Origin of the sequence: Citrobacter sp. TBCS-14 (assembly GCF_005280805.1) — a bacterium.
In the GTDB taxonomy this organism is placed as follows: domain Bacteria; phylum Pseudomonadota; class Gammaproteobacteria; order Enterobacterales; family Enterobacteriaceae; genus Citrobacter; species Citrobacter gillenii.
In genome coordinates this window covers 16,860-30,151 of sequence record NZ_SZWM01000134.1, presented here as the reverse complement: position 1 = coordinate 30,151, position 13,292 = coordinate 16,860, and the positions used below count along the sequence as shown (strand labels likewise).

Genomic DNA, 13,292 nt, shown 5'->3' with positions numbered 1-13,292 from the left:
AGACTCTGCCCGCTCGACTTACTATCCGGTGTTAGCTCCCGGTTAAAATGTTTCCCAATTGCTATCGGGTTCAGTACTTTGCTGGCGCGGGTATGACGCAGGGGCCGCTGTTGAAGATGGCCGTACATCGCGAGATTTAGCCGACAGTGGGCGTGCAGCCAGGCGGAAAGCCGATACCGACTGGGTCAGACGGCTGGCCTGTTCTTCGAGTGCAGCAGCAGCAGCAGCCGACTCCTGCACCAGCGAGGCGTTCTGCTGCGTCACACGATCCATCTCGGATACGGCGAGCGCAACCTGGTCGATACCACGGCTTTGTTCGTCAGACGCTGAGGCGATTTCTCCCATGATGTCGGTGACACGGGTTACCGCATTGACGATGTCATTCATGGTTTCCCCGGCACTCTCTACCAATACCGAGCCGGTATCGACCCGAGAAACGGAGTCTTCGATCAGGGCTTTGATCTCTTTCGCCGCCTGAGCGCTGCGGCTTGCCAAATTACGCACTTCTCCCGCCACCACGGCGAAACCACGGCCCTGTTCACCGGCGCGTGCGGCCTCAACCGCCGCGTTCAGCGCAAGAATATTGGTCTGGAAGGCAATACCGTCGATTACGCTGATGATGTCAGCAATTTTCTTCGAGCTATCAGCGATTTCGTGCATGGTGTTTACCACGCCATCGACTACCTTGCCGCCATGCTGTGCGGTATCGGAAGCGCTTTTCGCCAGTTGCGAAGCCTGACGCGCGTTGTCCGCATTTTGCTTCACCGTCGCCGTTAGTTGTTCCATGCTGGCCGCCGTCTCTTCCAACGCAGAAGCCTGCTGCTCGGTGCGCGACGAAAGGTCGGTATTACCGCTGGCAATTTCGCTGGTACCGGAATAGATCGCATCGGAACCTTCGCGCACCAGGGTCACCGTTTCAATAAGCGATCGCTGCATATGATCAACCGTGCTGGCCAACTCACCAATTTCATTGCGCCCGCTAACGGTCAATGACGTGGTTAAGTTGCCACTGGCTATTTCGCGAATATGGGCAATAACGCGGGCCAGAGGGTTAAGCAAGGTATGACGGATGCCGTACCACACCACCACCAGGATCAGCACCAGCACCACGGCCAGAACGCCGAGCTGCCATTGGGCAAACTGGTAATCCCGCGCGCTTTCATCAAACGCCTGCAGATAGAGTTTTTCACTGACGCTGGCATATTTCCCGAGCGCCTCACCCAGTGCGTTTTGCATACCCTGGGTCGGCTGAGCAAAAAAACCATCCATGTTGCCGGTTTCCAGAAACTGCACCAGCTCCGTTAATGCCGCGTGATACTGCTGATATTTCTCATCAACGTTACCGCTGGCTTCTGCCATCTCTGGTAATGGCGTGATGCTTTTGAATTTTGCGTAATGCGTTTCTGCCTGCGCCAACGTACCTTTCGCATTCTTCAACAGATCGTTCTTCACACTGCTCTGTTGGTTAGAAGCATCCATCATCATGCGCGCAGAGGATCGGCTCAGGTTAATGCGCGTTTGCAGCATTAAGTCCCATGTTGAGGTGAGTTCACTTTGCTGTTGACGTAAATCGTTAGAAATAACAAAACTTTGCTGATTCTGCTGCAATGAGGAAAACAACAGACCACCGGAAACAAGCTGTAGCAGTGCGAAAACCCCCAGCACCATCATCAGCATTGTGACAACGCGGATACGGTTAAACATAAGGCACCTTCCTGAAAACGAGTTATCAACATTATCGGCACCCGCCCGAATAACTTTACGTTTGCAAAAAGGAAATCCTGCAGGAAAAAGAGGCGTGAAAACGCAGATGCTCAAACACCACAACAAAATGGATAAAAAATTAAAAAAAGTTGTACCGATCCTGACTTTGATTTATATGATGAATGCTTTGCTACCACTTAATAAGTACAAAAAATGTGTAGCAGGGGAATAACTATTACATCATCACAGAGGGATTTTTAGTGGCAAATGCAAACAAACTCACGTTGTTCATCGTGGTCTTTATGCTGGCGGGCATCCTGTCAGGCGCGGTGATCCACTCCTGGGCCTCACCGGGCGTAGTAACCGCCTGGGCTGATAATATTACGCTGCTCACCGACATTTTCTTGCGGCTCATTAAAATGGTCATTGCGCCGTTAGTCTTCAGTACGCTAACCGTCGGCATTATGCGACTGGGAGAGACATCCACCATTGGTCGCGTCGGGGGCAAAGCCATGCTCTGGTTTATCAGTTCCTCCGTGCTGTCTATTTTGGTGGGCCTTTTTGTCGTCTCCCTTGAACAACCGGGGAGCGGGCTGAACCTGGCCATTCCACTGGAAGCTACCGATACAGGCCTCGCCGTTAGCGGCATGAGCCTGAAAGGTTTTCTCACTCACACGATCCCGACCAGCATTGCCGAAGCCATGGCCAATAATGAGATCCTGCAAATCGTGGTGTTCTCGATGTTCTTCGGTATTGGCGGGGCCTCACTCGGTGAGAAATTTAACGCGCCGCTGGTTGCCGCACTGGATGTGGTTTCCCACATTATGTTGAAGGTAACCGGGTATGTAATGTACGTGGCTCCGCTGGCAATTTTTGCCGCCATCTCCTCCGTCATCGCCACCCAGGGACTGGGAATTCTGCTCAACTATGCCTCGTTCATCGGCGGCTATTATCTGGCGATTGTGCTGACCTGCCTGGTGCTGCTCGCGGTCGGCTACGTGGTGTTGAAAAAAGAGGTATTTCGTCTGGTCAGCATGCTGAAAGATCCAGTGCTGGTGGCCTTCACCACCAGTAGCTCTGAAGCCGCTTATCCCAAAACGCTCGAGCAACTGACGAAATTTGGCTGCTCACGCAACATCGTGTCATTCGTGCTGCCGATCGGCTACTCGTTTAACCTGGTCGGCTCAATGGTGTACTGCTCCTTTGCATCAATGTTCATTGCGCAGGCCTATAATATTCACCTTTCTTTCGCCGAAATCACCGTGCTGATGCTAACGCTGATGTTAGCCTCAAAAGGGATTGCCGGCGTGCCGCGTTCAGCGCTGGTGGTGCTGGCGGCAACAATTCCCAGCTTTAATATTCCGGTTGCAGGCATTCTGTTACTGATGGGTATCGACCACTTCCTCGATATGGGGCGCTCGGCGATTAACGTGTTAGGCAACGGGATTGCCACCGCAATGCTTGCGCGGAATGAAGGGTTACTGGAAGAAGAACCTGAACTGGTTGAGCAGGAAGCGTAACGGTTGAGGGAGCCGGATGGCGATATGCATATCCGGCCTACAACGACGATCGTTGTAGGCCGGAGGCGGTTAGGCGACGTGACTTGCAGCAATATCCAGCAATGCCATTTCATCGCTGTTCAGCAACTTCTCGATATTAACCAAAATCAGCATCCGATCGCCCAGTGCGCCCAGCCCCGTCAGGTATTCCGTTGACAGCGTAACCGCAAATTCTGGTGCCGGACGAATCTGATCGGTCGTCAGCGACAACACATCCGACACACCATCCACCACGATCCCCACCACGCGTTGACCCAGATTCAGCACAATCACCACGGTGTTCTCGTTATAGTCAACGTCGCTCTGGCTGAACTTCACGCGCAGGTCAACGATAGGCACAATCACACCGCGCAGGTTGGTCACCCCTTTAATAAAAGACGGTGTATTGGCGATACGCGTGACCTGATCATAACCACGAATTTCCTGCACTTTCAGAATATCGATACCGTACTCTTCATCCCCTAGCGTAAACACGAGGAATTCCTGACCTGACGGTTCGCCGGCCAGTTTAGTTACATTACTCATACCGGTCATATTATTCCCTTTCTCACTCAATCAATCAGGCGGCGGTGATCGCCACACGTTGTTCGCGGTTTAACCCCTGCAATGCAGAGACATCGACAATCAGCGCGACGCTACCGTCGCCAAGGATCGTTGCGGCAGAAATGCCTGGCACTTTGCGGTAATTGCTTTCCAGGTTTTTCACCACCACCTGGTGTTGGCCAATAAGCTGATCGACCAGCAGCGCATAGCGACGTCCCGCACTTTGTAAAATCACCACAATGCCCTGAGTTGCTTCGGTTTTTGCGCCGTCAACCTCGAAGACTTTCCACAATTCAACCAGCGGCAAATATTCACCACGCACTTCAAGCACGCGTTCTCCCCCGGCCAGCGGGTGCAGATCTTCTTCACGGGGTTGCAGCGATTCCATCACCGCATTCAGTGGTAGAATAAACACCTCATCTGCCACGCGCACGGACATGCCGTCCAGAATCGCCAGCGTCAGCGGCAACAAAATTCGGATGGTTGTGCCCTGGCCCTGCTTCGATTGGATCTCAACATGCCCGCCCATTTCCTGAATGTTACGCTTCACCACATCCATCCCGACACCGCGACCAGAGACATCCGTCACCTGCTCGGCGGTCGAGAATCCCGGCGCGAAAATCAGCATGCCGACTTCGTCATCGCTCATGTTTTCATGGATCGGCATGCCCTGTGAGATGGCTTTGGCCAGGATGCGCTCACGGTTGAGGCCCGCGCCATCATCGGTGACTTCGATGCAGATGTTCCCGCCCTGGTGTTCAGCAGACAGCGTCAGGTTACCGACTGGATTTTTCCCGGATTCAAGGCGTTTTTCCGGCAATTCGATACCGTGGTCCAGGCTGTTACGCACCAGGTGGGTCAGCGGATCGATAATGCGTTCAATCAGGCTCTTATCGAGTTCGGTGGAGCTACCAATTTGCGTCAGCTCAACCTGTTTGCCCAACTTGCCCGCCAGGTCACGAACCAGACGCGGGAAGCGGCTGAAGACATACTCCATTGGCATCATACGAATCGACATCACCGATTCTTGCAAATCACGGGCGTTACGTTGTAACTGACCCATGCTGGTGATGAGATCGCCATGGTTTACCGGATCCAGTTCATTCGAACGCTGGGCCAGCATCGACTGCGTGATCACCAGTTCTCCGACCAGGTTAATCAACTGATCGACCTTCTCAACCGCCACGCGGATGCTGGTAGATTCACTGGCACGCGCGGGTTTTTCACGCTCAACGCGCCCCTGCGGCGGTTCGCTGACGGCGGCTTTAACCACCGGAACAACGGCAACCGGCAGCGATTCATCCATCACGGTCACCGACTCAACGGGGGCAGCCACAACGGGAGTAAACTCAATCTGGTCGGCTTCGATAACAAAACAAAGTACCGCGATGATGTCATCTTCCGCGAGGTCACCGTCAATCGTAGCCGACAGCGTATCGCTGCTTTTGACCACATCCGTTAAGGTCGCCAGGTTCCCCAACTCTTCTTCCAGTAAATCCACTTCTCCAGCTTTCAGACGTGACAGAACGATCCGTTTTTTAACCTCTTCAGCAGCAACAGTTTCCTGCGCCATCGTCTCTTCCTGTATCGCCGTGCCGTCAACAACACTCAATTTTGCAGTGTTGACGACCGCGGGGGCGGTTTCACCTTTTGCTTCGAGCGCTAACTGTCGTAGCGCATGACAAATATACTCAAAGCTGGCGGCATCCGGCTCTTCTGAGCTTTTATAGGCGTCGAGCTGTTCTTGCATAATATCTTTTGTTTCCAAAAACAGGTTGATAATGTCGGCATTGAGCTGCATCTCGCCACGCCGCGCTTCATCCAGCAGGTTCTCCATTAAATGGGTCGTTTCCTGCAAAATAGTAAAGCCGAAGGTGCCCGCCCCGCCTTTAATCGAGTGCGCCGCACGAAAAATGGCATTCAGTTGTTCGGAATCCGGAGATTCAGGGACCAAATCAAGCAGGTGCTGCTCCATGTCAGCCAACAGTTCGTCAGCTTCATCAAAAAAGGTCTGATAAAAATCGCTAATATCCATGCTCACGCTATCACCTCGGATTGGCTGGTGGCGATGTGGGAACGCTTGCCGGCGGAACGACCGCTGGCGGTTGTAAGACACTTACCGGCTCATTCTGGCTTTCAGCGTTTTCATGCAAAATGGCCTCTTCCGCCTGCTTATTCAGCACCAGCAGACTTATACGGCGGTTGATGGCGTCCTCAGGACCGCGATCGCTCAGACGCATCGTGGCGGCCATACCTACCACCCGTAATACTTTCCCCGTGTCCAGACCACCACTGACCAGTTCACGGCGTGAGGCGTTTGCGCGATCAGCAGACAGTTCCCAGTTGCTGTAGCCTTTCTCACCGTTGGCGTATGGAAAATCATCCGTATGACCGGACAAACTAACGCGGTTGGGGATACCATTCAAAACCGGCGCAATCGCCCGCAGGATATCGCGCATGTAAGGTTCAACCTCGGCACTGCCGGTCTTAAACATCGGGCGGTTCTGACTATCGATAATCTGAATACGCAACCCTTCCTGCACCAGGTCAATTTTCAAATGCGGGCGCAGCGCGCGTAGCTTCGGATCGGACTCAATAAGCTGGTCCAGGTCGCCACGTAATTTGCTCAGGCGGCTTTGTTCCATGCGCTTTCTCAGCTCATCAATATTCGGCTGCCGGTTCACTTCCCCTTGCTGTTGGGTGTAATCATCCCCCCCACCAGGTATCGGGCTTTGGCTGTTTGAAATACGATTTCCACCGGTTACCGCGGTGGCCAGAGGCGTACGGAAGTATTCGGCAATCTGGATCAGTTCTTTCGGACTGGAAATGGAAATGAGCCACATCACCAGAAAGAACGCCATCATCGCAGTCATAAAGTCGGCGTAGGCAATTTTCCATGAACCATGCGCCCCACCACCGTGACCTTTATGTTTTCGTCGCTTGACGACGATAATGGGATGGGCCTGATTTTTCATGCTTCCTCAGTCGTTTGCTGTGCCGTTGGATTTCTCACCGCACGAACATGTTCTTCCAGTTCGATAAACGACGGACGTTCGCTGGAATACAGTGTCTTACGACCAAATTCGACGGCAATCGGTGGAGCGTAGCCGTTCAGGTTGGACAGCAGTGTGATCTTCACGCACTGCATCATTTTGGTCGTTTCGGCACTTTTCTGACGCAACACGCTGGCGAGCGGTGAAATAAAACCATAGGCCAGTAAAATCCCGAGGAAGGTCCCCACCATAGCATGTGCGATAAGCGCCCCCAGTTCAGCCGCCGGACGGTCAGCCGAGGCCAGCGCATGTACTACCCCCATCACCGCCGCGACGATACCGAAAGCCGGTAATGAGTCGCCGACCATCGCCAGGCTGTTAGCTGGGACTTCCGACTCACTTTCATGCGTTTCAATTTCTTCGTCCATCAACGCTTCAATTTCAAACGTATTCATATTGCCGCTGATAATCAGACGCAAATAATCGACAATAAAATCAAGCATTACGGCATCCGCGATAATGCGCGGGTAGCTGGCAAAAATTTCACTTTCTTTGGGGTTTTCGATGTCGCGCTCAAGCGAGAACATACCCTGCTGGCGCGACTTGGCCATCAGGCGATACAACAGCGCCAGCAGATCCATATACATGGCTTTGGTGTATTTTGAGCGACGAAAGAGCAACGGAATCGCTTTCATCGTCCCCTTAATGGCTTTGCCGTTATTACCGACAATGAATGCCCCGATACCCGCGCCACCAATGATCACCAGCTCAGCCGGTTGATAGAGTGCCCCAAGGTGTCCGCCGGTCATCATATAGCCGCCGAAAACTGTACCAATAACAACCAGGTAACCTATTAAGATCAGCACGATATCATCCTTTCGCAATTGACTATGACAGGATGCGCAGTCGGGCAGTTAACTAAAAGGTCGGGACAAAAAAAAGCAGCGGTAATGGCTTACCGCTGCTGGAGTGTCTATCCACACCGTATCAGTTAAACAGCTTGTTCGATCTGTTCATCCAGCAGTTGTGGAATAATATCGGCAGCATTCTGGGAAAGTTTACGTCTTTTTACGGCACGTGATGGCGGCTGGCATAAACTGCAGGCAAAGCTGCCCACGGGTTGGTGCGCGTGAGTAATAAAATTACCGCCGCAGCAGTTGCAGGTAGACAGTTCCAGCAACCCGCTGTCAACAAAACGGACCAGTGTCCATGCGCGGGTTAACGCCAACAACGGCCCTTCAGCTGGCTGTGGGCACTGCTCAAGATACAGGCGATACGCTTTAATGACGGCATCGACACCGCTACACAGGCCCGTTTTGAGCAAAAATTGCCATGCGTTGCAGAACATAGAAGCATGGATATTTTGCTCCCACGTCATAAACCAATCGGTAGAAAAAGGAAGCATCCCTTTCGGCGGAGGGCTACCGCGTAATTCTTTATACAGCTTGATAAGGCGGCCACGGCTGAGTTGCGTTTCGCTTTCCAGCATTTGCAAACGGGCGCCCAGTGTGATTAATTCCATGGCTAACTGGATATCACGTGCTTCCTGAACGATGCTTTTTTCGCTCATCATCACGCCCTTTTCTTACGCGCCGCATCATTGATGTCGCTTAACAGACGCGTTGAAAGCATGATACCTGTGTGAATTTGCTGAAGATCGTCGACACGAGAGTCTTGCGTCAGGCGAGTAACTGTTTGATGATCGTCGAAACGGAAATGGCAGACCAGTTGGTTTGTTTCCGCCAATTTGACCATTTGAGGAAGGGTTAAGGTTCCCAATGTGTCCGCCATCTCTTCGCTGATACCAAGGCGAAACATCGCGGAAGCCTTGTCCTGAACGATTAGACGCTGTGCAAGCAATAAATATGACAAATTTATGTCATAAATGTGTTTGAGCAACTCGGATGTATGCATTATTTGCATCCATAATAACCAACATTATTTTTATGCGGCGTAACCGCACCCCGTGATGTCGCCGGGAAGGCCCGGTAAAAAAAAAGCAAAAGGTCAAATACATAGCAGCGTTACGGCTTACGCGTTGTGTAAACATCCCTTTTTAAGAAGGCCGCGTTCCTTACAAGCTCACATCAATTCTTACAAATGCCTAAGATTTTTCCTAATTCGACGCAACTCTACCCGCCGCCAGTTACACATACAACGGAACCCTGCTGCGAATTTAAAGAATATGTGACGCAGATCACATAAACCAGCTAAACGTTTAACATAAATCCATCAGCACAGCTTTTATTTTGGTTATTTTATAGCCAACAACTCACTCTATCGATTCCATACACCCGAATATTCTTGCAATAAAAGCGAATAGTCTTTTGTTTACGACAGTTAATATCACCGCGCGAAATAACGAGCGAGATCACAGATTTACAATAAACTGCTTCCTCACTTTATATCTTTATAAACAATGAGTTAAATATTTAACCTCATTAACTAATACCGTCAGGTAACGATATGCAAAATGTTAATTTATGTTTGTTTTTTATTAACATATTGTTTTCATTAGCCGAGAATTTCACTTAAATTGATTGAACAGATTTTCAGCTTTTGTGATCTGATTATTCTATTTATAAGAATAATTAATGAATAATCATGATGACATTCACACTATTACAGTATGAAAAATTGCACTATGAAAGAAGCGAGAGTAACGCTAAAAGTCCTCTCATAATTCTTGTATTTAAGGAGCGAGTTATGAGCTACATGCACATTCTTGTCGCTGTTGCCGCCACCCCCGAAAGTCACCAGTTGTTAGCAAAAGCCGTTTCTATTGCGCGCCCTGTCAATGCGCGCATTAGCCTGGTCACCCTGGTCTCCGATCCCGAACTGTATAACCAGTTTGCGGCCCCCATGCTGGAAGACCTGCGTGAGGTAATGCAAGAAGAGACGCTGAATTTTATCGATAAACTCACCCAGCAGGCGCAGTACCCCATTGAGCATACCTTTATTACCTATGGGGCACTCAACGAACATATACTGGATATCTGTCGCAAACACGCCGTCGATCTCGTCATTTATGGCAACCATAATCACAGCTTCTTTTCGCGAGCATCCTGCTCCGCGAAAAGCGTGGTCAGCGCCAGCCAGGTCGATGTGCTGTTGGTGCCGCTGGCAGGCGATTAATGACCGTATCCTCGTCGTCAGGCCAATTTAGGAAAGTCAGCTACGGTGTCATGCGGTTGGCTTTCAGCATGACGTGGCGTGATCTTTTTTAAATCGCGGATAAAGTGAGCCTGCCAGTTGTCGATATCGTTTTTAACGATAATGTCCAGCATCTCAGCGTGGCGGGAAATACGCTCAGCAAGCGGCATGGTTAGCGCGCGGTTTAATGCACCCGCAACATCATCTCTGTCATAGGGATTAACGATCAGCGCCGAGGTCAGTTCATGTGCTGCCCCGGCAAATTGTGAGAGCACCAGCACGCCAGGATTGGCGGGATCTTGCGCTGCCACAAACTCCTTAGCGACCAGATTCATGCCATCGCGCAGTGGCGTCACTAACCCAACATCCGAGTAGCGGAAAATTTTCATCAGCAATTTACGATCAAAATACTGATTCAGATAATAAAGCGGCGTCCAGCCCAGCTGCCCATACTTGCCATTGATGCGCCCGGCTTCAGTCTCCAACTGGTGGCGAATATCCTGATAGGCCTGCACTTCTTCACGCGACGTCGGCGCGATTTGGGTATAGCGAATTTTACCGTGGTGCTGAGGGTAATGCTCCAAAAGGGCCTCGTAGGCCTGAAAACGCTCCGGCAAGCCTTTGGAGTAGTCCAGTCGCTCAACCGAAAAAATATTCTGCACATTTTTTAGCTCGGCCTTGAGCTGCGCCATTTTCGGCGGCAGTGGCCCCGCCGCCTGGCGGGCAATTTCATCGGGTTCAATGCCGATAGGATAAACCTGGGTACGGAACGCCTTTTTCCATGCCTGATGATGATTGTCGCCCCGCGAGGTGACTCGGGTTTGTGCACTCAGCGCATCAAGAAACGCCTGACGGTCGTTTTCGGTCTGGAACCCCAGTAAGTCAAAATCGCACAGTTGCTCAAGCAGTACATCATGCGGGGGCAATGCGTTGAATATCTCCGGCGTCGGGAACGGAATATGCAGGAAAAAACCGATACGATTGTTCACGCCGCGTTTCCGCAGCTCGCTGGCAAACGGTAATAAATGATAATCATGAACCCAGATGATGTCGTCATCATTCAGTAAGGGCCGCAGTTTCTCAGCCAATAATGTATTGACCCGCTGATAGCCTTCCCAAGCCGGGCGCTGAAATTGCACCAGATCCAGCCGATAGTGGAAAGCAGGCCATAAAACGGCATTCGAAAACTGGCAGTAATACTCTTCGTAATCCTGCTCACTCAGATTAAACGATGCCCAGGTGATATTGCCGCGGGTGACTTTTTTTAGTGGTTGGTCTTCATTACCCGTCTCACCGCTCCAGCCAAACCACAGCCCCCCCGCCGTTTTCAATGCCCCCAGCACACCGACCGCCAGGCCGCCAGCACTGCCTTTGTCATCCGGTGAGGCAATTCGATTAGAGACTACGACTAAACGACTCATGGCCATCTCTCCTGTCATTCGTTGCTTTTTGGTCTTGCTGCGGACAGTTGATCTGCTCCAGCCAGCGCCAGACATCTGTTACGCCCGCCAGACGCCACATCGCCTGGGTCGCGCCGCTCCCCACCTTCACGGAAATGCCGTCAGCGCGGTTTACCACAGCGAAACCCGCCTCATCGGTTAAATCATCACCAACAAAAACAGGGGTGCGCCCGGCAAAAGGGGCTTCCTGCATAAATGCAGCAATCGCTTCCCCTTTGTTCGTCCCCTTTGGTTTTATCTCAACCACACATTTTCCGGGCTGCAGGGCGAGCTGGGGCCATCGGCGCGTGATGCGTTCAGCCAGCGCCAGCAGCGCCGCCTCATGCTGTGGGGCCTGTCGATAATGCAAAGCAAACGCCATGCCTTTTGTTTCTAACGTCGTTCCGGGCATGTTCGCCAGTGCAGCATGCAATAGCACGCTAATGTCGTGTTCGACGTCCTGAGGAAGACGGACAATGTGGGTGTGACCCTTGATGTCGCGGCGCTCAGCCCCGTGCACGCCGGCAAGCGGAAAACGAATGGGATGAGTGAGTGCGTCAAGCTCAGTCATTGAGCGCCCTGAAATCAATGCCAGTGCTCCCGCATTGTGCGTCGCCAGGCGATGTAGTAATTGCAGGATCGTCTGCGGGACGGTGACCTGATCGGGATGCGGTTTTATCTCAGCTAATGTTCCGTCGAGATCAAAAAAATAAGCACAGTTTGCGGATAGTTCAGGGGGTACGGTTCGCGATACTGTCACCCGGTGCTCCTCCTTATCTTTATGCAGCTTGAGGTATGACGGGTATAAGTATAGACAGTGTGACCAGGCTCGCCATTTGCAAAAACAATCGCCAGCCGGTATAGCGGCTGGCGATTGGGAGAAGCTAAACTAAAAAGTTGGCCGTTAAATCATCAAATAGTACGCTTCGCTTTTTGCTTGTAGCGGTCGAAGATCACCGCCGCCAGCAGGATTAGGCCACGGACAACGTACTGGGCAAACGGAGAAATGTTCAGCAGGTTCATTGCGTTTTCAACCGTCCCAAGGATCAGCACCCCGGCTACCACATATGAGATTTTTCCGATGCCACCTTTCAGCGAAACGCCTCCCAGCACGCACGCTGAAATCACTATCAATTCATAGCCAATAGACGTCATTGGCTGGCCGCTGGTCATACGCGACGCCAGAATAATCCCCGCAACGGCCGAGACCAAACCGGAAAGAATGAAGATAATAATCTTCGTACGGACAACCGGAACACCTGCCAGACGCGCCGCTTCTTCATTACCGCCAATAGCCAGCGTGTTACGCCCAAAGGTGGTTTTATTCAGCAGTAAGCCAAAAATAATGAAGCAGCCAACGGTTAACCAAATAGGCGCAGGCAGACCCAGCCAGTTCGCATAGCCGAGGGCGAAGAAGCGCTCATCTTCGATTCCAACCGCTTTACCATCAGAGATAATGTAGGCCAGACCGCGCACAATCTGCATGGTCGCTAGCGTGGTAATCAGCGCGTTTATTTTTAAACGGGCAATCACGAAGCCGTTCACCAGGCCGCAAAGAACCCCCAGCAGCAACCCGGCGGCGACGCCTATCCACAGACTTTCGGTCATGTTGATGACCACCGCGGTGGTAACCCCGGCACAGGCAATTACAGACGCAACGGAGAGGTCAAAGTCGCCGGAGGCCAGGCAAAACAGCATCCCACATGCGACCATTCCCGACATAGAAACCGCCAGGCCCAGCCCCTTCATATTAATAAAGGAGGCAAAGTTCGGCACAAAGAGGGCGCACACCAGAAACAGCACGGCGAACACCACCAGCATCCCGTACTGATCCCAAATTCTGCCAAGATTAAGCGCTGATTTGGTTGCGCCAGAACCCGATGTAGAAACGGAAGACATCA

At 51.7% G+C, this 13,292-nt stretch carries 12 protein-coding genes; 2 read left to right on the top strand and 10 right to left on the bottom strand.

The features are described from left to right. Positions 1–42 precede the first annotated feature (42 nt). Positions 43–1,704 carry a methyl-accepting chemotaxis protein II gene (gene tar / locus FDX22_RS00870; RefSeq protein ID WP_146716584.1) on the bottom strand — a complete coding sequence of 554 codons (1,662 nt, stop codon included), beginning with the start codon at positions 1,702–1,704 and terminating at the stop codon, positions 43–45. Between the two features lie 260 nt (positions 1,705–1,964). Between tar and FDX22_RS00865 the strand changes: the two genes are divergently transcribed. Beyond that, on the top strand, positions 1,965–3,224 hold the full coding sequence (locus tag FDX22_RS00865) for a dicarboxylate/amino acid:cation symporter (RefSeq protein ID WP_115258790.1): 1,260 nt from the start codon (positions 1,965–1,967) through the stop codon (positions 3,222–3,224). Positions 3,225–3,293: 69 nt separating this feature from the next. Here the strand turns inward: FDX22_RS00865 and cheW are convergent, their stop codons facing one another. From cheW to flhD, 6 genes are all read right to left on the bottom strand, one after another. Continuing rightward, positions 3,294–3,797, bottom strand: a complete 504-nt coding sequence (gene cheW / locus FDX22_RS00860; protein WP_115258791.1) for a chemotaxis protein CheW — start codon at positions 3,795–3,797, stop codon at positions 3,294–3,296. Positions 3,798–3,822: 25 nt separating this feature from the next. Continuing rightward, positions 3,823–5,847 (bottom strand): chemotaxis protein CheA, encoded by a 2,025-nt coding sequence (gene cheA, locus FDX22_RS00855; RefSeq protein ID WP_146716583.1) that lies wholly within the window; start codon positions 5,845–5,847, stop codon positions 3,823–3,825. A gap of 4 nt (positions 5,848–5,851) precedes the next feature. Then, on the bottom strand, positions 5,852–6,781 hold the full coding sequence (gene motB, locus FDX22_RS00850; protein WP_115258793.1) for a flagellar motor protein MotB: 930 nt from the start codon (positions 6,779–6,781) through the stop codon (positions 5,852–5,854). Continuing rightward, positions 6,778–7,665 (bottom strand): flagellar motor stator protein MotA, encoded by an 888-nt coding sequence (motA, locus tag FDX22_RS00845; RefSeq protein WP_096757462.1) that lies wholly within the window; start codon positions 7,663–7,665, stop codon positions 6,778–6,780. The genes motB and motA overlap by 4 nt, the downstream gene beginning before the upstream one ends. Before the next feature lie 125 nt (positions 7,666–7,790). Next, positions 7,791–8,369, bottom strand: coding sequence for a flagellar transcriptional regulator FlhC (gene flhC, locus FDX22_RS00840; protein WP_161959006.1), 579 nt, complete (start codon positions 8,367–8,369; stop codon positions 7,791–7,793). A 2-nt stretch (positions 8,370–8,371) separates the two neighbouring features. Next, positions 8,372–8,713, bottom strand: coding sequence for a flagellar transcriptional regulator FlhD (gene flhD, locus FDX22_RS00835; protein WP_137399382.1), 342 nt, complete (start codon positions 8,711–8,713; stop codon positions 8,372–8,374). Between the two features lie 792 nt (positions 8,714–9,505). Here flhD and uspC point away from each other — a divergent pair. Then, entirely contained in the window at positions 9,506–9,934 is a 429-nt protein-coding gene (gene uspC / locus FDX22_RS00830) for a universal stress protein UspC (protein WP_096757465.1), read from the top strand. Positions 9,935–9,951: 17 nt separating this feature from the next. On the opposite strand, the gene otsA is transcribed toward uspC, so the two are convergent. From otsA to araH, 3 genes are all read right to left on the bottom strand, one after another. Further along, the gene (gene otsA / locus FDX22_RS00825; protein ID WP_096757466.1) at positions 9,952–11,373 is read right to left on the bottom strand and encodes an alpha,alpha-trehalose-phosphate synthase; all 1,422 of its coding nucleotides are present in this window, start codon (positions 11,371–11,373) and stop codon (positions 9,952–9,954) included. Then, the gene (otsB, locus tag FDX22_RS00820) at positions 11,348–12,151 is read right to left on the bottom strand and encodes a trehalose-phosphatase (protein WP_117341920.1); all 804 of its coding nucleotides are present in this window, start codon (positions 12,149–12,151) and stop codon (positions 11,348–11,350) included. The genes otsA and otsB overlap by 26 nt, the downstream gene beginning before the upstream one ends. A gap of 152 nt (positions 12,152–12,303) precedes the next feature. Next, entirely contained in the window at positions 12,304–13,290 is a 987-nt protein-coding gene (gene araH / locus FDX22_RS00815; protein ID WP_096757468.1) for an L-arabinose ABC transporter permease AraH, read from the bottom strand. Between the last annotated feature and the right edge of the window lie 2 nt (positions 13,291–13,292).